The 19,895-nt window shown below is 42.5% G+C and carries 18 protein-coding genes; 10 read left to right on the plus strand and 8 right to left on the minus strand.

Annotation, left to right across the window (positions count from 1 at the left end):
• Positions 1-63 precede the first annotated feature (63 nt).
• Together FAM09_RS13845 and FAM09_RS13850 are read right to left on the minus strand one after the other, a co-directional pair.
• Positions 64-2,457 (minus strand): ABC transporter permease, encoded by a 2,394-nt coding sequence (locus tag FAM09_RS13845; RefSeq protein WP_136577710.1) that lies wholly within the window; start codon positions 2,455-2,457, stop codon positions 64-66.
• 290 nt (positions 2,458-2,747) lie between these two features.
• A complete protein-coding gene (locus FAM09_RS13850; RefSeq protein ID WP_136577711.1) occupies positions 2,748-4,061 on the minus strand; it encodes a serine hydrolase domain-containing protein in 1,314 nt (437 codons plus the stop codon).
• 221 nt (positions 4,062-4,282) lie between these two features.
• On the opposite strand from FAM09_RS13850, the gene FAM09_RS13855 reads away from it, so the two are divergent.
• Together FAM09_RS13855 and FAM09_RS13860 are read left to right on the plus strand one after the other, a co-directional pair.
• Positions 4,283-5,398, plus strand: a complete 1,116-nt coding sequence (locus tag FAM09_RS13855) for a sensor histidine kinase (RefSeq protein ID WP_136577712.1) — start codon at positions 4,283-4,285, stop codon at positions 5,396-5,398.
• The gene (locus FAM09_RS13860) at positions 5,391-6,095 is read left to right on the plus strand and encodes a LytR/AlgR family response regulator transcription factor (RefSeq protein WP_136577713.1); all 705 of its coding nucleotides are present in this window, start codon (positions 5,391-5,393) and stop codon (positions 6,093-6,095) included. Before FAM09_RS13855 ends, FAM09_RS13860 begins: the two co-directional genes overlap by 8 nt.
• Before the next feature lie 314 nt (positions 6,096-6,409).
• Here the strand turns inward: FAM09_RS13860 and FAM09_RS13865 are convergent, their stop codons facing one another.
• Both FAM09_RS13865 and FAM09_RS13870 read right to left on the minus strand, forming a co-directional pair.
• Positions 6,410-7,705 (minus strand): serine hydrolase domain-containing protein, encoded by a 1,296-nt coding sequence (locus tag FAM09_RS13865; RefSeq protein ID WP_136577714.1) that lies wholly within the window; start codon positions 7,703-7,705, stop codon positions 6,410-6,412.
• A 483-nt stretch (positions 7,706-8,188) separates the two neighbouring features.
• A complete protein-coding gene (locus FAM09_RS13870; protein WP_136577715.1) occupies positions 8,189-8,554 on the minus strand; it encodes a DUF4180 domain-containing protein in 366 nt (121 codons plus the stop codon).
• A gap of 451 nt (positions 8,555-9,005) precedes the next feature.
• Here FAM09_RS13870 and FAM09_RS13875 point away from each other — a divergent pair, with 451 nt between their 5' ends.
• Genes FAM09_RS13875 through FAM09_RS13885 form a run of 3 tightly spaced genes read left to right on the plus strand, consistent with a single transcriptional unit; the run spans position 9,006 to position 10,187 of the window.
• Positions 9,006-9,542 (plus strand): DUF2975 domain-containing protein, encoded by a 537-nt coding sequence (locus FAM09_RS13875; RefSeq protein WP_136577716.1) that lies wholly within the window; start codon positions 9,006-9,008, stop codon positions 9,540-9,542.
• Between the two features lie 30 nt (positions 9,543-9,572).
• Complete coding sequence (locus FAM09_RS13880) at positions 9,573-9,761, plus strand: helix-turn-helix domain-containing protein (protein ID WP_243751670.1); 189 nt, start codon at positions 9,573-9,575, stop codon at positions 9,759-9,761.
• 24 nt (positions 9,762-9,785) lie between these two features.
• The gene (locus tag FAM09_RS13885; RefSeq protein ID WP_136577718.1) at positions 9,786-10,187 is read left to right on the plus strand and encodes a VOC family protein; all 402 of its coding nucleotides are present in this window, start codon (positions 9,786-9,788) and stop codon (positions 10,185-10,187) included.
• A gap of 69 nt (positions 10,188-10,256) precedes the next feature.
• Here FAM09_RS13885 and FAM09_RS13890 read toward each other — a convergent pair whose 3' ends face one another.
• From FAM09_RS13890 to FAM09_RS13905, 4 genes are all read right to left on the minus strand, one after another.
• Positions 10,257-10,463, minus strand: coding sequence for a YgaP family membrane protein (locus FAM09_RS13890; RefSeq protein WP_136577719.1), 207 nt, complete (start codon positions 10,461-10,463; stop codon positions 10,257-10,259).
• A 345-nt stretch (positions 10,464-10,808) separates the two neighbouring features.
• Positions 10,809-11,432: a response regulator gene (locus FAM09_RS13895; RefSeq protein WP_136577720.1), complete on the minus strand. Its 624-nt coding sequence runs from the start codon at positions 11,430-11,432 to the stop codon at positions 10,809-10,811.
• A 14-nt stretch (positions 11,433-11,446) separates the two neighbouring features.
• On the minus strand, positions 11,447-13,279 hold the full coding sequence (locus FAM09_RS13900; protein WP_136577721.1) for a tetratricopeptide repeat-containing sensor histidine kinase: 1,833 nt from the start codon (positions 13,277-13,279) through the stop codon (positions 11,447-11,449).
• A 16-nt stretch (positions 13,280-13,295) separates the two neighbouring features.
• Positions 13,296-13,739 carry a hypothetical protein gene (locus tag FAM09_RS13905; protein WP_136577722.1) on the minus strand — a complete coding sequence of 148 codons (444 nt, stop codon included), beginning with the start codon at positions 13,737-13,739 and terminating at the stop codon, positions 13,296-13,298.
• Between the two features lie 334 nt (positions 13,740-14,073).
• On the opposite strand from FAM09_RS13905, the gene FAM09_RS13910 reads away from it, so the two are divergent.
• From FAM09_RS13910 to FAM09_RS13930, 5 genes are all read left to right on the plus strand, one after another.
• A complete protein-coding gene (locus FAM09_RS13910) occupies positions 14,074-14,361 on the plus strand; it encodes a hypothetical protein (RefSeq protein ID WP_136577723.1) in 288 nt (95 codons plus the stop codon).
• 86 nt (positions 14,362-14,447) lie between these two features.
• A complete protein-coding gene (locus FAM09_RS13915; protein ID WP_136577724.1) occupies positions 14,448-14,960 on the plus strand; it encodes a hypothetical protein in 513 nt (170 codons plus the stop codon).
• 106 nt (positions 14,961-15,066) lie between these two features.
• On the plus strand, positions 15,067-16,590 hold the full coding sequence (locus FAM09_RS13920) for a hypothetical protein (protein WP_136577725.1): 1,524 nt from the start codon (positions 15,067-15,069) through the stop codon (positions 16,588-16,590).
• A 19-nt stretch (positions 16,591-16,609) separates the two neighbouring features.
• Positions 16,610-18,067, plus strand: a complete 1,458-nt coding sequence (locus FAM09_RS13925; RefSeq protein ID WP_136577726.1) for a hypothetical protein — start codon at positions 16,610-16,612, stop codon at positions 18,065-18,067.
• Positions 18,068-18,098: 31 nt separating this feature from the next.
• A complete protein-coding gene (locus FAM09_RS13930) occupies positions 18,099-19,889 on the plus strand; it encodes a GH25 family lysozyme (RefSeq protein ID WP_136577727.1) in 1,791 nt (596 codons plus the stop codon).
• The last annotated feature ends 6 nt before the right edge of the window (positions 19,890-19,895 follow it).

Raw genomic sequence — 19,895 nt, forward strand, 5'->3', positions numbered from 1 at the left:
TTTTCATTTATCCTGACGCCGGGCATAGCAGAAAACCCAATGTGGTGGCAGTTTTTCTCCTAATTATTCCGTTCTCAAACTCTTTACAGGATTTGCAAGTGCTGCTTTTACTGTTTGAGTGCTTAATGTAACAATTGCAATCAACAACATGGCAAATCCACATGCAGCAAAAATCCACCAGCTAATGCTGGTTCGATAGGCAAAATCCTGCAGCCATTTATTCATTGCCCAGTAAGCCAGTGGCGTTGCGATTACAGTTGCCACAATTACCAATTTCAAAAAATCTTTACTGATCAATTGTACAACGCTGCCGACACTTGCACCCAGCACTTTTCTGATACCGATTTCCTTGGTCTTTACCTGTGCTGTATAAGTGGCTAATCCAAATAAACCCAGGCAGGAAATAAAAATGGCGATGGCTGCAAAAGTTGTAAACAAAGTGCCTGCACGCTGTTGGGATTGGTAATGCGATTCAAATGTCTTATCAAGAAAATTATAAGAGAAAGGTGCGTTGTTTGCATATTTTTTATACTGCTGTTCTACGGCTTTGATGGATGCCTGAGCACCTGCTCCAGTTGTTCGTACATATAAAGTGTTCTTTAATCCAGTCGTTCTTATTAATAAAGGTGCAATAGGATCTTTCAACGATTTAAAATTAAAATCTTTTATTACACCTACTATTTCTCCATCGGCTTTCCCGTAGCCAATTTTTGTGCCGACATAGGGAGGTTTTAAACCCATAGCTTTTACTGCCGTTTCATTCAAAATATATTTATTATCATTAGAAGACGTTCCCGTAAAATTTGTTCCTGCAATAAGCTGGTACTTCATCGTAGGTATAAAATTTTTATCAGCCTGTACACGCCAAACTATAAACGGAACATCATCTGTTTTTCCATCCCAAATAATATCTCCTGAAATCTCTGTTACATTTGTAATGTCTGCCGCGCTGCTAAACGAAACATTTAATATGCTCTTTTGCAATTGCAATTCATTTTCTATAGCGTCAGCACTTTTCGCCGCTTCTTTGGGAAATGAAACCGTAAAAACATAGTTCTTATCGTAACCCAAATCTTTATTTATTATATATGCCATTTGTTTTCCCATTACAATTGTACTAACTAACAATATGAACGAGATTACAAATTGAAGAACGACTAATGATTTTCTAAATGAAGACGTTTTAATACCCAAAAAACTTTTATCGCGTATGGCGCCTAAGGGGTTGAAAGATGATAATAACAGTGCGGGATAAATGCCTGAAATTAGTATTGTTCCTAAAAGTGCGAAAAACAATATTTTTAACATAGAAAAACTGGAGAGGGAAAGAACTAATTGTTCGCCTGTAATTCTAACATACAGCGGCTTCAATAAAGTGATTAAAACAATTGCAATAAAAACAGCAAACCCGAATGTCAATACTGTCTCAGTAATGAATTGCAAAAACAATTGCCTTCTTTTTGCTCCAATGATTTTTTTTATACTTACTTCTTTACTTCTTACAAGTGCACGAGCCGTAGAAAGGTTTACATAGTTAATACTTGCTATGATCAATATTAATATTGCAACAAGCAACATTATTCTTACCATTTTTAATGCAGAATTGTCGCCATCAATTCCTGTAAGATGAAGGTCTCCTAAGTTCTGCAATTGAAAAGTTGTCGCAGCCTGACCATTGTCTGTTGCATTAAATAAATGTGTAAGTTTTGTTTCAATACCCGGAATATTAGCATTTGGATTTATCAGAAGAAATGTTCTGAAACTATAATCGTTTACATCTTCATCAATTGTTTTCCAACCATGATTGCCGCCATGAGCAGTGAATTGCTGAGCATAATAATCTACCGGAAAAATAGCGTCGTATTGCAGAGAAGAATTATGAGGGAAGTCGTGCAAAACGGCTGTTACCGTGAAACTGTTTTTATCAAACCGCACAATTTTGCCAACGGCGTCATCTGTACCAAATAATTTTTTGGCTGTTGATTCTGTAAGTGCAACAGAATGCGCATTCGGCAAAAAGGTATTAAGGTTGCCATGCAACAATTTGTAGTTGAAGAAGCTTATAAAATTACTGTCGGCATAAAGAATATTGTTATTGTCGAATACTTTTGTAAGATCGATATTGGACAATACTTTATCAGACAGTGTTGGATTTTCATCATCACTTACTAATCTTAAAACAGAAATTACATCCGGAATTTGTTTTGCCATTATAGATAATGGTGCGGGTGCCCCTTGCCAGGCAAGTGATTTTTCTTCTAACGTAATGTGCGAATTTACCTGGTAAATATTTTTATACAGATGGTTATATTTATCGTAGCTGAGTTCATTCTGCACCCAAAGTAGCAACATAAATCCTGTAGCCAAGCCTACAGCCAGGCCGCCTATGTTCAGGATACTGTAAAATTTGTTGGCTTTCAAATTACGCCATGACGTTTTGAAATAATTTTTCAACATTTAAAAAGATTTTAAAATTACCGGACACTAATCTAATGCAATTGATTCACAATCTTGGTAACCTAACTAAATTATCAAGTAAGTGATTTGCAGTTGGTGCATGCTTTTGATCTGGAGCCACCGGGTATAGCGTTAAATCACATCAGTATCGACGGAATTACTCGTCAGTTAGCTGAAATTATCACATTCAATCCGTTTTGAATATTAAAGGTTTAAGGAAAAAAATTAATATCAAATCCTCCATCTCTGGTTCGATAATTTTCAAAGAAGTACAATTAACGTACACATTATTATATTTTAACGACCCCCATGATCTCCCCCCGAATGAATACCAGCATTTGCCAAATGGCCCCTTTGTCATTACGCATAAATTCAATGCGGGCATTCCCTGCCCGGAACACATTTCGCTTTACAGGTTGCAGTCGCTGTTCCTCTTTCCCCGGGATCTGTAGGTACAAATGGCTTTCCTGTAAGCGCACCAGCACCTGTGTGCTGTCTTCTTTCCTGAATTTATAGATGCCCGTAAATTCTTTCTTCATACTATCCGGCATATTGATGACCGGCAGGTTGCCAAATGACCTGGCCAGGGGTTGATGGTACAGGATACTCATGATGTTACCAATCATGTCACCGCTACTGCTATTGGCATTGCTTAAAGCAATGATGCATATATCATCCTGTGGAAAACGGATAAGGATATTCTTATAACCGGGAATTTTTCCATCGTGCAATATCCGTTGTTTGCCATACATAGAATCGATAAACCAGCCATAACCATAGGGACCTTTATCTTTGGTAAATATCGCTGCCAATGATCGTTTTGATAAAAATTTCCCTTTTTGTAACGCCCTATGCCATTTGTAAAGGTCTTCTGTTGTGCTGTATATAGCACCCGTGGCATAAGAGATAGAAGGATGTACGGCGGGCGCTGGATTTTTGAAATTCCTGTAATACATCATATAACCGATTGCCAGGTGGCTGGTATCGGCAGGCGGGCCATAACTGGAATAATGCATACCCAGCGGTTTAAAAATATATTGCTCCAGGGCTTTGCTATAAGTAGTACCGGTTACCTGTTCAATGATATATCCCAGCAGCGTATATCCCGAATTGCTGTATTGAAACCTGGAACCTGATTCAAAATTCAACGGTTTGTCTTTAAAACAGGCGATCATTTGCGTCAGCGTCTGTTCTTTTGTTTGATCCATTTTCCAAAAGGCCGGATCATCGGTATAATTGAAAACACCAGATGTGTGGGTCAGCAGATGGTGAATGGTAATTGTATTGGCTTGCGGAAAATCAGGATAATATTTTGCCAGCTTATCCTGCACCGACAATTTACCGGCTTCCTGCAATTTCATGATCAACGCCGCGGTAAAAGATTTTGTAATAGAGGCAATATTGAAAATGGTATGGTCATCATTTTCCCCATAGTTCTTTTTTATTATTATCTTACCCCCTTTAGACACCAGCACGCTGCCGGTAAATTCAGCGGCTTCATAACTGGCCATTATTAAACTGTCGAGGGATTGGGTCATTTTCTGCGCAAAAACAGAACACCAGGAATGGAGGACGAGGCAGGCTATCAGCATTGTTTTTTTCATTGTAAAAATTTATAAGTCAAAACAACAGTCTTTTTCAGGACCATAAAAACCGAACCGATAAACGGGCTGGTATTTTCTATAAAGCGAGGGAATGGAGCAACGAAACCAACCTAACAGATATAAGACATGTTTCGTTGCCGGATGAAGGGGCTTGGTAGAAAACCTGAATGGATTGATCGGAAAAATTAGTGTCACCAGGTTAATTTGCACAATTTAGCGGCATGAACATTGAACAAACCATCAACACCATTTATTCGCGCAAATCATTGCGCATACTTTTGCATATTGGATTCTGGACAGCTTTATTTTGTATATCAAGGTACCTGACCGGCATTTCCTTCAATAATTACAATCACTTTCCCGAACCGCTTGTTTCCCTGCTGACCGTAACGGGCATAATACGCATCATGCTGTTTTACTATCCTTTCGTATACTGGGTACTACCACGCTTTTTTAGTAAAAGACGGTGGATAGCAGGTGTGCTCATCACTGCCGTACTGGTCATTTTCTATGCGTTTACCGATGCGCTTACCGAAGAATTGCTCATCAAACCCTGTTCTGCCTGTATGACCATTATAAAGGATGCCAATAACGGATATGGTCCTTTTTTACAAATGGACCTTCTGAACAGGTGGTTTTTAAAAGTCATGAGTTTGGGTGTTCTTATAGGTACCTTATTTAACATAGCGCTTCCACTGAGTATCAAGTTGGGCATGCAGGCCCTTCGCCACCAGTTTCGCAGTATGCAATTGGCCAAAGAAAACCTGCAACTGGAATTTAATTTTCTTCGCTCACAGGTAAATCCGCATTTCCTGTTCAATACGCTGAACAATATTTATGGTTTGATATTGAAAGATGAAAAAGAAAAGTCGGCGGGTATGGTAGCGCGGTTGTCGCAGTTTTTGCGTTACTCATTGTACGAAAGTAACAGCGGGAAAGTACCGGTAGAAAAAGAGATACAATTGCTGAAAGATTATGTGGCGCTGGAGTCCATCCGCTTAAACCTTACCAAAGTTCAGTTCACACCCACGAGCGATGGTTCGGTAAAGCTAATGCCTCCATTACTGTTCATGCCGGTGGTGGAAAACAGTTTCAAGTATGCAGCGGATCAACCAGATGCACATATTACCATTGACCTTGGCATCATGGATAAAAAAATTTATTTTACGGCACAAAATTCGGTCGATCTGCAAAGACAGACAACAGACGCAGGTGGCATTGGACTGAACAATTTAAAAAAAAGACTCGAATTGTATTACACCGATAAATACAGGTATGAAGTAAACAGGAACGCAACCACCTGGTCCGTATCGATAAATATTGATTGCCATGAATGAGATCAAATGCATGATCGTAGATGATGAACCCATTGCCCGGGATATCTTACGTAATCATATTACTGCCACACCGGGATTATCGCTCGTAAAAAGCTGTATGAATGCATCTGAGGCCTATGGGGGTTTGCATGAACACGAAGTAGACCTGATGTTCCTTGACATTCAAATGCCGGTGATCACCGGTACTGATTTTCTGCGTTCACTGCGCAACCCACCCCTGGTAGTTTTTACCACTGCTTATCAAAATTATGCGATGGAAGGTTTTGAGTTGAACTCGGTCGATTACCTGCTTAAACCTATCACTTACGAGCGTTTTTACCAGGCCATTCAAAAAGTACGGGACAGACTGACTATCCAACCTGCACAACAGGCGGCGCCGGTAGTGGATTATATCTTCATAAAACAGGACAGCCGGCTGGTGCGCATTCACTTCGACCAGATACGTTATGTAGAGGCGGAAAAAGATTTCAGTACTGTATTTACCACCGATAAAAAATTACTGGCCGGCATGCACCTGAAAATGTTCGAGAGCATGTTGCCGGCTGATCGATTTTTCAGGGTGCATCGTTCATTCATTGTGAACTTATCCAAAATTTCTTCTATCAATGGCAACATGGTAGAAATAGGTCAAACCGAAATTCCAATTGGTGCCAATTATAAAAATGAGCTAATGAAAAAGCTCGGTATTGCCGGATAGGGCGGCTCTTGAACCGATTATTTATACAAACGGCCACATGGATGTTACTTCCCGAGTCAAAATATGCACCCGTTAAACGTTCCATCGCTGACCGCAGATTGCAAAGGAAGAAAGAACCGGGAGGCTGAAGCAGTGGCAGCCAATCCCTCGGGAGAAAACTGAAACTGATGACCTGGTTCTTTTTTGAATTATAAAAAAGGAGTCACTGTGAGACAAATCAAAGGCTTAAGCTTATAAATTAAACTTAATTCCTCTACCTCCTGGTTCGATAATTCCCCCCGCCTAACGCAAAACCCGTGTTAGCGGTTCCTGCTTTATTCAATTCTCTTACACTTTAATTTCAGGCCTTCTGTCAAAAGTATTAAGTTAAATTTATTGGTTTTAGTATCTAATGAAAAAATATAACTCTCTCGTGAATTTGGGTCATCAAAAAATGTAAACTCATCTTCTGGTACTATTTCTGTTTCCTCACCACTATTGTCAATAAAAAGTAGTTTTCCATTATTTAATTTTATAGTAAACAATTGCTTTGTATCCACCTCCAATTCAAACTTGCCAACATACTTGTTTAAAGTAATTTCCGGAAGAGTAATTTGCTTTCTTGCAATTTTTTGTGGAACTAAATAAGGCTCTCCATTTAGGATTTTGATGACGTCTTCTGTTATATTTTGAAATGGAATGTCTGTGTAATTCGACAGAAAGATAAATGTTATATCTGTCTTTAAATTCTTATAAAAGTATGCACGGTAACCAGACCTCCCTCCTGCCTGTATCAAAACACTATCTGGTTCAAACATTTTGATGGCCGTTTTCTTTTTTAAAACCTTTCCTGATATTATTTGATTGCTGAAGGAGTGTAAGTCTTCAAGTGTTGAATAATAGTTACCTGTCTCAAATTTGCTTATGCTTGATTGCGATGTAGCTACTATTTTTCCATCTTCCTTGTCAAAACCATACGCAAAATATTGAATGCGGTCAGTATAGTTATACTCCCCCGTGTTATGCAAATTCATTTTGTCCAGAATCTGTGTTTTTACAAAATGGTTGTACCCCTTTTTTGAGGAGACATCAATTATATAATGAAGAATAAAATATCCGATGTTGGAGTACAAGTATTGAGAACCTGGTTCAAACTGTAATTTTTCAGTCTTTGCAATTTCTATTATTTTCTTTAGTGACAAAGTTTCATAATGTGTATGGTTACTCAGTTCTCTTGGTAAACCGGATTTATGATATAACAGCTGCTCTATTGTAATTTTATTTCCATCAGGGAAGTCAGGAATATATTTACTTAAACTGTCAGTAATCTTTATCTTATTTAAATCAATCAACCTTAAAATCGCAACCTTTATAAAAATTTTTGAAACAGATGCCATTATAAATTTACTTTCTCTACTTACAGTTAGACTATCGTTACCTGTCTGCATATTGTAAACATTGTCTAATAAGAACTCATTATTTTTTGTAACAATTACATTTCCATTAAAATTTTTAAGGCTTTTCAAGGCTGTAAAGTATTCATCAAGTTTAATGGTCAGACTGTCATTAACAGACTGTCCATAAACCACTGCTGATAATATTGTTAATAATATTGCAGAAAAATGTTTCATTGAATTTTGCTTTTTTGGGTGGTCACTTTTAGCATGACCGCTAAAATTATATTTCCGCTATAGGCTACTTTTAGGCTTTATTCCTTCAGCCCTGACTACCGGTGATAAGCGAACGGGACGACCAGGATACAGTCGTTAGCCTGCATAGCAGAAAACTTCCTGTTGGCTGCTGCCACTTATCCAACATATTTCCTTACTAAGTCTTCCAGGCGTCAAAAAAAAATATAAAATCCATTTTCGTAAAAACTCATTGTCAATTTGTTGGTCTTTTTGTCTTTAGTAAATTCTACTCCCACGTCTTCATTTGGAAAATAAAATGTGTTTTCTGATTGTGGCAAAAGAATATTTGCGGAAGGAGCTAGGCGTTCGGACGGGATTTTTAGCACTAACCTTGATACGAAGCCGAAAGCTCAAATCTAGCACAATCTTTCATGCGAAGCACATCAGCCTGCCTGACGGAAAACCGCTGTTAGCAGTTTTTAGTCACTTGTTATTTGAAAGCAATCTTAACGCTTCTGTCGTTGTGTTCACAAAGTTAATTTGTCCTTTTTTATTGCTTTCGTAAATAAAGTCTTTTATGCTTTTACTTGAATATGGTGTGAAGTCGCCAACGATTGCCAAACGAACACGATAGTTTGAAAATTTTTGAAGTATTTCGCCTGCCATTCCATTTTTCAAGTCAAAAAAGTCGGGCGTTATATTTTTTTCTTGAATAACAATTTTGTCAAAGTCTTGGTAGTATAAATTTCCTAACAAGTCTAATCCGTCTTCACTTGTTTTTATGACAATCGTGTCGGATACGATTTCTGCAATTTTTGTGTCGTTTATGCTATGACTGTTTATTTTCATTTTTACTTAATTGTTTAGGGACGTTCTTTATACATTTTTAATTTCGGTTGCTTTTTTAGTTGTCTCGCTAGATAATAGAACATTATTTTTTGTCAGGTAAATAGGTTTGTCTGTTGAATTCAACGGTCGTGTATTAAGTGCGACTGTGTCACCTTTTGAATTGATTAAATTACCACAAAAATCTGTTTGCTTGAAACAGATAAACTATTTTTTAAATGAGTTGTGTGCTTTCAATTCCCTTTTTTTCACGGGTTAGAAAATTTGACAAAATAAACACCTTTGTCAATTTGTGACCTGCCTTTGTCTCTGTTGCAATCCTGACTTTCCGGTTTACAAAAAAAAAGATAAGCTATTTGCATGGGAAATGTCTATTTTACCTTTATCAACCTATATTTATTGTTTATCAATAAATTTTTATTATCTTTACGGCATAATCTTACTATTTAAAATTATGCCAACAGTAAACAACTTCGTATTCAAGGCTCTGCTCGTAGTAGCATGCGTCATTTTTGTCGGCTTGTGTATAGAAGCAGGCGGACTGATTGTAAACTTTGTTTTCAGCATGTTCAAGCCTGAATTTGTAGGCAATCTTTACCAAAAGCTCGATTTGAGCAACATGTACCAGCAAAACAAATGGGCATTTTTGGGTTCATACAGTTTTATCATATTCATCGCTGTTCTGAAGGCTATGCTATTCTATGCTGTAATAGTTTTAGTACATAAATTAGATCTGAAGAAGCCTTTTAGCCCTTTTGTAGCTAATAAAATTTTACAAATCAGCTACTACACACTCTCAATTGGACTAATAAGTTACGTCGCAAGGCAAACAGTCAAAAGTTTAGCTCATCACGGTTACGAAATAGACAAACTCAATCAGTTTTGGGTAGATAGCCAGGCATTCATTCTAATGGGCGCTGTAACCTATATCATTGCAACCATTTTCAAAAAAGGAGTAGATATTCAAAACGAAAACGAATTAACTGTATAAGCCATGCCGATCATTGTAAACTTAGATGTAATGATGGCGAAGCGTAAAATGTCGCTTAATGAGCTATCAGAAAAAGTTGAACTAACACTTTCCAACCTTTCCATCTTAAAAACGGGAAAAGCAAAAGCCATACGCTTCAGCACCTTAGAAGCTATTTGCAAGGCACTGAATTGTCAGCCTGCAGATATCCTTGAATATGTTGAAGAAACTAAAAAATAACTCATTAATGAAACCGCGTTCAACATGGATAAAACTAAAAATATGACTAACAAACTAACACATTTTGCCATTCACATTGACAACATTGAACGGGCGAAAAAATTCTATGAAGGGGTTTTTGATTGGGGGTTCAACTCCTATGGACAATCAGACTTTTTGCAAATTAAAGCCAACAAAACTGAAAACGGAGAACTCATCGGAGCTTTGCAATCAAGGAAATATTCACCTGTTTCTGAAAAAATAATTGGTTTAGAGTGCACTATTGGCGTTAATAGCATTGACGAAACTATTGAAAAGGTAAAAAGCAATGGCGGACAAGTTTTAATGCCGAAGACAGCTATTCCGTATGTTGGATACATTGCCAAATTTTTGGACACAGAAGGAAATTTGTTTTGCGGAATGCAATACGATAATTCGGCAAGATGAAAAATTCAAGCCCCATTCATCCCGACTTTGCGATTGTGTGTTCAATCAATTATTTTTCTACCGCTGTTTTTATTTTTTCTCCGGACAGCTATTAAAACCAAAAACAGTATACAATGGACAAAAACCTATTATGCTGGTTAATAAAAACACGCTGCCCAAAATTACCAGTATTAAACCAAACATGCCTGAGACCACGCCGGCAAAATAAAGGTATGCAAATACTGCAGACAGAAAAATGCGGATGATACGGTCTATATTACCCATGTTCCTTTTCATAAAAGAATTTTTTAGATTTTCAATTTTTGAATAAGCCACACAAGTACCGTCACAATACCAACGCATATGAAACAAACCAGGATAATCTTCGTCAGTTTATTGTTCATGGTATTGCAAGCTGTTTTGCCATACAAAATTAGAAAGGAACCGCTACTTCTGACTTGATTTTAGTTGCCTCAGAAATGATTTTCGTCATTATGGGTACTGATCAACATCGCTTATTATTTGCAAAAACTGGAGTTCAGCTGAGGAAACATACCACCATTTATCATCCGGGAATAGATTTTGGGTATTATACGATAATAGCTATAGCGCGGAATATGCGGGTTTAACACGTGTTCGTGGTCAGAGGTGCCCGTTTTCGTACGCCCATTTAATGAGGTGGGCAACATTGCGCAAACCCGTTTTAAGCAGCATGTTTTTCCGGTGCGTCTCCACCGTATTCACACTTACAAACAGCCGGGAGGAAATTTCCTTGGTGCTATAACCTTCGGCTATCAGTTGCAGAACGTCTTTTTCCCTGGGTGTAAGTACAGCTTCTCCCGAAGAAGCATGCATGCTTTTTAACAATATATCCCCTACCTGGGGTGAAAAATAACGGCCTCCTTCCAGTATGGTGCAAACCGTGCTTATCAGCTCTTCGTCGCCGGCATTTTTAATAAGATAGCCGTCAATACCCGTTTGTAATAGCTTCTCTATATAGATGCGTTTGGTATACATGGAAACGATCAGGATCTTAATGGCGGGAAACTGTTTCCGCACCATGGCCGACAGTTCGATGCCGTCAATATGTTCCATGGCGATGTCCATTAGAAGCAGCCGGGGCGCCTGGGTTTCCAGCAGGGATGCCAGTTGCCTGCCGTCGGAAAGAATGTTTACAAACGTAAACCCGTTAACGGAAAGCAGGGAACGAACTCCTTCTGCAAATAAACGGTGGTCGTCTACGATCAATATGGGTTGGTCGTTCATATAACAATAACTGTTTACGGTAACGGGATAGCAAAGCAAAAACAGCTCCCTTTACCGGTACGGGCATCGATGGTATACTGTGCCCCGATCTTCCGGGCCCTGATCTCAATATTGTGAAGCCCTATACCTTTATGGGTAACCGCAGGGTTAAACCCCGAACCATTGTCTTCTACCGTAAGGTGCAGTAACCGGTTGTCCTGCAGCAACTGAATAAATAGCCGCGATGCGTCACTGTGCTTTACCGCGTTGGCCGCGAGTTCGCGAACGATATAATAAATTTCCGATGCGGTATCTGCAGGCAACCCGTCAACGGCCTGTTGATAGAGCGTAACCTGCAACCTGCCTGTACTTTCGATGGTGTCTTTAAGATCCTTTAATGCTTCTTCCAGCCCGTATTTAATTAATACATTGTCTGAAAGGTCGTGCGAAATACGCCGCACATCGTTAACAGCTTCTTCCAGCAGCAGCATGATTTTGCTGTTGCCCGGCGGGGTACCGGTTTGGTTGCTCTGCATAAACAGCCGTACCGAGCTGAGCGTGCTGCCAAGCCGGTCATGCAAGTCACGTGCAATTCGTTGCCGCTCCGCCTCGCGCCCTTCCAGCATGGCGATGTTGCTTTTTAACGCCTGTTCCTGTATCAGTTGTTGCTTTTCTTTTTCCTTCAACCCGGCAAGTGCAGCAGCCAGCAGTTGCTTGCGGCGTATATTTCTTATCATAATAAAGCCCATAACGGTGATCAGCAGCGCCACGCCTGCCAGCATGCAAAGGAAACGAAATTGTTGGCTGTTGGCGGCCAGCAGCCGGGCCGTTCTTTCTTTTTCAAGGGCCAGCGCATGCTCCTTTTTTTCCGTTTCATACTTTTCTTTGAGGGCTGCAATGGATTGCTGCACCTGCAGGGAAAGCAGGCTGTCTTTTATTTTATCATAAGCCCTTTCGTTTGTATAGGCGTTTTCGAAGTTACCGGTATGAAAATAGGCATCGGCCAGGTGTTCGTATATCCATTCCAGGTGTTCTACCGGCTGGCCGGTGGGAACGGCTTCCAGGCTTTTGTTGTAATACGCAATGGCGGCATGGTATTGTTGCAACTGCGTGGCAATGGCGCCCAGGTTAAAACAGGCTTCTGCAATCCCTTCGGGCTGTTGCAATGTTTCAAAGCTTTGCAGGGCCTTTTGATACCATTGCCGGGCGGCCAGCCAGTTTTTCAGCGACCAGTAGATATTGCCCAGGTTATTGCTTACCTGCGCTTTTGCCAGTTCATTGCCGGCAGTAAGTGCATGAGCCTTTTCCAGGTAATGCACCGCCGAATCTGTTTGGTGCAGCAGCCTGAACGTATTGCCAAGCCCATTGTATGTGCTGAGCAGGATGGCTTCATTGTTGAGTGTTTTTTTTATGCGGCAGGCCAGGCGGTAATAGGCCAATGCATCGGCATACCGCTGCATTATTTTATGAATGCCTGCAATGAGTTCGTAGGTTCGCGCCAGTTGTAGCGGGTTTCTACCGTTACGTTCCCAAACCGTGGCAGCCTGGTACAGGCGTTCAGCAGCCTCCGGGTTCATTCCCTTCCGGTACAGGGCAAGGCCTATGGCATACAGGGCTTCGGGCCTGCCCGGGCTGATATGCCGTTTCTCGGTATAGTTATACCAGTAATGACCATATGCAAGTAACGTATCAGCCGGGCATTCCGGCAGCTGGGCCAGCCGCAGCAGTAAATAATATTTGCCGGTATCGGGACGGGGCAGTTGCAGGCAGGTGCGTATGCTGTCGGTGTATACGCTCACAGGCTGTGCCTGGCATACATGAAAAAGGATAATGGAAATACCGCAAATGATAGAACGGTGGGCGAGCATATCGATAATATTAAAGTCAGGGCCAGGTAGGCAGTATGTTGGCGTCCATCACTACTTTCCCCACATTGTCGTCGGGCTTCTTTGGATCGGGTATAACATAAATAGACAGTTGCACCAGGTCATCTTTGGCAACTCCCCGGGGCATGCAAACCGAAAATCCGATCAGCGCCAGCCTGGCCTGCACGTTAGCCTGATCGCTGCCCATCGCGAATGTGCATCTGAACATATAGGTTTTAGGAAGATCGGACATTGTTAACCCGATCCCCTCCGGCTGTATCAACGTATGCTGGCCCGATACAGGAATGGCAATCGTTACATACAGCATTTCAAAGGTTCCCTGCGCATAAGCTGCAGGCTGAGGGCCTAAAGCCGTTATGGGCAAGATGGAATAGTTTTCGGGCAGAGGAATATAATGAAGATCAAAAGAGTTGAAATAAACAGGGATCTGGTTTTTTTCCATATATGATTTTGAATTTTGAATGAATAGCCCCGGTTCTGTGCTGAACAGCGGTTAATGCTAACGGAAAGTTGCTGTTTTTGAGTAACGGTTTTCCGTGAGGAGGAAAATACCGGGAAACCGTGTTTTTTATGCGCAGCGTAATGTCAAATTTTACATAAGAAATCAAACACAGGACAGCAGGTGTAAAAGGGTTCGGCATTAGAGGCTAAGATAGTGGATAGATACCGATTTAAAAAGCGCCGGGCCCGATTGCCAGGTATATAAATATTGTTAATGCTTTTGTACCCCACGACCTCATATTATAATTATTCATTCACCAATAAAACAAAACAACATGCCTACTACCGTAAAATTAAAACATGCCAAAAGCCAGGAAATTAACCTGTTCAATTCACCAGGTTTTACCATTTCCAATGTCAGCAGCGCCGCCATTACTTATTATGTGGATTATTTACCCGCGAATTCGGATAAGTATTCGGCTATTCAAAATGGAACGCTTACCAATGCGACCCCACAAAACACGGTTGCCTTTACTTCTTCAAAATTGCCGGCAAGTAAGATAAGGGTAACGGTTGAAGCAAAAACGGATGATGGAACAGACATTGCCAGTGTAGTATACTAGCATTGCCAGGGCGGATGCCGAAAAGCCCCGGGAGAGTAGGCACTGATCAGCTATTTATCATTTTTTCAACCCAAAAAAGTAATATTATGTCTTACCGCGCTTATGTATTGTTGTACAGAAAAATAATGCAAACAAGGACCGTAGATTTATATTTCCCGCTTAAAAACGACAATGCGCTCAGCCACCCCGGAATGCCCCAGTTTTTTGGTGGACAGGAAGAGTTGCAGGATAAAATCGATTATGAAATAGTATACCGCGAGGCTGCTGAAGAAAGCAACAATGCCTTTCTTTTAGCTGATTCGAAAGGGATTGTGCCTGTTTTTTCAGGGACCGGGTTTACCTATTACATTTCAAGTGATTTTATAGGCGATGATAAGGAGTTGGGGCCAATAAAAAATAACGAAATGAAATCGTTAAATAAGTTGTCGATAAAAGCAGACGAATTAAAGACGTTCAATTGTGGTGAGCTATTGAGAAGATTAGGAATAAATTCTCCTTCAAAAGACTTTCCCTCATCAGAAACAGAAACGGCTTTTAATGAGGCGTTTAAATTTCTAAATACGCTCGCGTTTGATAACACTGCCAACAATAAGCAATAAGGGCATTGGTTTAAATGGCTGCCATCACCGACCCGAAAACCGGTTACCCGTCAAGGCCATTCTTCCCCGTGTGCATTTATTGAAATAAATCTTAAAAACTGTAGATATGCCTACAACCATTCCCTACGATCCCTCCCTGGTGCTGGGAAGCATCGTACATGCCGAAATACTGCAGCATATGCTGGAACTTAGCCAGGCGCAGGCGCCTATAGACGCAGCGCAGGACACGCTCAATTCACTGATCTCGGTTCGACGCAGCCTGGATATGTCTGTACAGGAAATGATGAACCTGAACATTCCTGTAGAAGAAGTGCTTAAGGAGATAACGGTTATTAATAAAGACATAGAGGACGCCGGTAAGGATTATGCGAAGGCCTGGGTAGACAACGTTGCCCGAATCAAGGAACTAAAAAGCAAACAACTGGCGGTGCACGTGGACTATGAAAGCCCGGTGAATTACGGCAAGTCGGACCTGAAGTCTATGCCGCTGGCGGCCGATTCGCTGAAGCTGGAAGCCCAGTATTTTTCCTTTGAATCCAATGAACAATCTTCCCTGAGTACCATCAGCAATATCAAGGGATTTATCAGTAATTCCACCAGTATTCTGGGCAGCGACAAATCTTTTCAGGTATCGTCGGCCGCCACCACGCAGGTAAGCAGCCAGTTGGAAAACCATAACATCTCGGGCACCCTGGTCATCAGTGCTACCTGCACGCACAAGAATGCACAGTTGCTGGCGCCGTTTGTCATAGATGTAGACAAGGCTATCCGTGTATGGAACAAGCTGTTCCCTTCCGATGAAGACAAGATAAAGACAGACAGCCCTGCCAGTATAGCAATGATTGCAGCCAAAGCGGGTACGCGGGAGGAGAAATCATTTAACATTATATCAGGCGCTACCTATGGCTCGTGCTTTATAGGGATGGTGCATGTACTTAACAAAACCTCCACCCGCAGCAGCCAGGCAATGGTGTCGCTAGCAGAAAGCCTTCAAACACAGGCGAGCGTAGGAAAATGGTGGGCGCATGAATCGGGCGGTTTCGGTATCAGCAGCTCTTTTTCGAGCGATATCAAGAACATGCTAAGCGCACAGAACATTACTTCACATGTGAGCCTGGTTACGATGGGATTTATACCGTCCATCGTGTCGGGTCAGGTGAAATCAGCAGTGAAACAGTTTGCGAACTTCGACGGTGCGCAGATCATGAAAAACCTGTCTGACCTGGCCAACAACACCTCATCCGAACAGGATTCGGTAAGATCGTCTGCAGAAAAAGCCAGGGTGGGCGGACAAATGATGTCCATGCAGAAAAGCCAGATCTCAAGCGTGATGCTGGGCGTATCAACCATAGATTCTGCAGCCAATAAGATGCTCGACATCAATACCATGATGACGGCTTTTGAAGATTATGCCAAAAGCGCTGCTACGCCGCCACCGAATGTGCCGTTTGGCGTGCCGATCAATTATTACCTGAAGCCCATTACCCAGGCGCAACTGGCCGAAATGTGGGTAGGCAAATATTATCCGCAGAAATTCCTGGCTGTTTCGGGCGACGATGTTACCGGCTCGCCTGCGCCACAGCCCGGCGGCGGTAATACTGCAGCCACAACCAACACCAACAACACGTAGAGAAATACAATAGGTAGTTATGCCATCCTCCATTCCATATCATCCTTCGCTTGTGCTTGGGAGTATTGTAGACCCGGCGGCCCTGGCCACCCTGTTGCAGATCAGCGCCTGCCAGTCGGCTATAGACAATGCTTATGATAAGCTGAAATCTTTTATCGCTCTCAGGCAAAGCATCGATATGACCATTAGGGAACTGGCCAATATGAATATCGATACGGCCGATCTGCTTACGAAAAGCGGAGAGATAAGCCAGGAGATAACAAAGGCGGCGGTTGATTATTCAACCACCCGCATGGCACAGGAAACAAAGATACAGGAGCTAAGGGGCAAAACGCAAACCATCGGAACCGCCCCCGAGAGCCCGGTGGATTTTGAAAAAACCGTGGTGTCTGATCAGCCTCTGGCCGCAGAATCATTATCAATGGACGTACAGTACTTTTCCTATAATGAAAATGAGCAGCGGGCCGACAGCACCATGGCTTCCATCAAAGATTTCATTGAGGCTTCGGCTGAACTCCTGGGCGACGCAGTGGCCGGCAAGCTAAGTACGGCGGCCACGCGGCAAATCAGCCGGCAACGCGAGAACCATTCCATTTCCGGTACATTGATCATTGCGGCCAGTTGCACCCATAAAACGGCTAAGATGCTAAGCCCGCTGGCGCTGGATGCAGACAAAGGCATTGCCGCATGGAATGCGTTGTTCGGAGCCGGGAATGAGGCCATTGATACCAGCGACCCGGAGACGGTTCGGCAAATAGCGCAACAAAAGAATTCAGGCCAGCAATCGATCAGCCTGTTATCGGGCGCCAGCTACGGTTCTTCGTTTATTGGTATGGTGCATATACTAAGGAAAGAAACGACTACCCTGCTGCCCCCATCGCTTATCGACGACCTGCAGGAACAGTTGACCCTCGGGAAATGGCTGGCCCGGGAATCGGGCGGGTTCGGCATCGACCCTTCTGTATCGAACCAAATTAAAAGCCTGCTGAGCAGTAATGACATCAGTTGCCATATCAATGTCATTACCATGGGCGCCATTCCTTCCCTGGCTTCGAAGGAGATCAGGATGGGCGTAAAATCCTTTTCTGAAGCGGATGCCGGTAAGATAATGAACCAGGTGCGAAACTCAGGTGCGGCAGATGAAAACAAAACGATCTCGTCTGCTGCAGCTTCTTCGCAAAGTGGGGCCGAAATGCTGGCCGTAAAAAATGCGTCTATACAAAGCATTATGCTGGGACTGAACAAAATTGACGAGGAAGCCAACAAAGTGCTCGATATGAATTCGCTGATGACCGCGTTTGAGAATTTTATCAATAGCGTAAAGGAAGGCGGCGGCGGCGTACCTATTAATTTTTACCTCAGGAACATCTCCCGCTCTCAGATGGCCGCTCTTTGGTTAAACAAATATTACCAGGTGAAAAAGCTTTCCCCGCAAGACAATGCCACTGCCGATACAATCAGCGGCAACGCCGGATAATGTATCCCTTTTCTGATTTAAAAAAAGAAGTATGCAAAAAACAGTAGAATTCCTGCAAATGCTGGCAGCCGATATGAACAGCCAGGCCAAACTGATACTGGCGCTTTTACACCTGCCGGTTGTGTTGCTGCTGGTATTGCTGGCCCGGCAGGAAAGAGGGCTGCTGATAAGAAGCGCGCATAAGAAAGCGCTCCTGTATGTGCTGGGGGAATTCAGGACTTTCTGCATCCGGCAGTACCGGGCGGCCATGCAATGCCTGGTGCAACTGGACCTCGAAAAAAACTATGATGCCGGTACCCACTTTGCAGGCATCGCCACGGCCGGTTACCTGAACAAACGGTGGACGGTCCTTCTTCAAAACCCTTCGGTTTTCCTGTACCAGCGGTATGCTTTAAAACCCGGCGTCAAATTGTTTGCCTTACGGGACCGCCTTGGGTTTCAGCAGGAAAGTACGCATGATTATGTAAAGTATTATTCAAATGAATACAAGCGCTGCGAACGGCAATTTTATGATAATCTTTCGCACCTGGCCCAAATGCATGAGATGCTGGAAGAGAACATGCGCCAAAAACCGTTTAACCGGGGGAACGAACCCGAATGGATGATCGATTATATGAAGATATTCGGCGAATGGCAGATAAACGGGTCCGGTAAGGACATGGATGTATGTCATAAGCAGATAGTGCTGAAAATGCTGCACCTCACCAGAACGTATACGGATGTATCTTTTGTCATAAGGGCCAGGGAGTATGCGTTGCAATGTAACATAGCCTATACCGAAATAGCTAATATGAAAACCATGCTTCGGGAGAAACTGGATAAATTTGTGTGGCATCACCGGCTGGCCGCCAGGATGCTGACGGTAGTAATAAGAAGGATCGAACCACGCGCTTTGGCAGGGCCGCTAAGGGCGCCTGCGCGGCAAATATCAGAGCGGCGCCTGCATATCCTGGAGAAGGATGTCGACAACCTGGTATTGCTGGATATAACATTGGGCCGCAACCGCGTTTTACGCCGGTCGTTGTATATTCTCTTTTTCCTGAGTATAACGGCTTCTGTAATGTTGGCCATTTATTCGTCTGCCGGAAGCAAACAACAGAACATGCCCGCCATTAAAGAACAGGCCGCGAATGGGAAGGCGCCCCTGCATCCGCAAACCGGAAGGGCCGCCGATACCGGCGTGTTACTGAAACCTGCAGCTAATGTATACGGTATTGATGTGTCTAAATACCAGGGCAACCTGCTGACGGATATCCCGCATATCGACAGCCTGCATTTTGTAATATGCAAAGCAACAGAAGGCATTTCGTATGTTGATCCCGATTTTGCCTCCAACTGGAAATTGATAAGACAGAAAGGGTTGATCCGGGGCGCCTATCATTTTTACCGCAGTTGCGATCCTCCCGTTCAACAGGCGCAGCATTTTCTTGAAACGATTAAAGACCTGGATAGTACCGATATGCCGCCGCTGATAGACATTGAGGGGGTGGACATGGCATGCGGAGCAGATGCAGCACGCCTTGAAAAAGACCTGCTTATTTTATTGCATTATATTGAGCAAAAGACACGGCGCAAACCGGTCATCTATACAACACTTTTTTTTGCCGATTCATACTTCACCGACTCATCCCTCATGTACTATCCATTATGGCTGGCTGAATATTCGGATAAAACGGCGCCCCGGCTCCCCAGGCTCTGGAGGGAAAAGGGGTATGCTATCTGGCAAAGACAGAACTCATATAATATTAACTCCAGGAAAACAGACTTTGATATCTTCAACGGCACATGTAACGACCTGCTGGCATTTATCCGGAAATATTAGGCGGGT

The sequence above is a fragment of the Niastella caeni genome, from assembly GCF_004834005.1.
GTDB classification, from domain to species: domain Bacteria; phylum Bacteroidota; class Bacteroidia; order Chitinophagales; family Chitinophagaceae; genus Niastella; species Niastella caeni.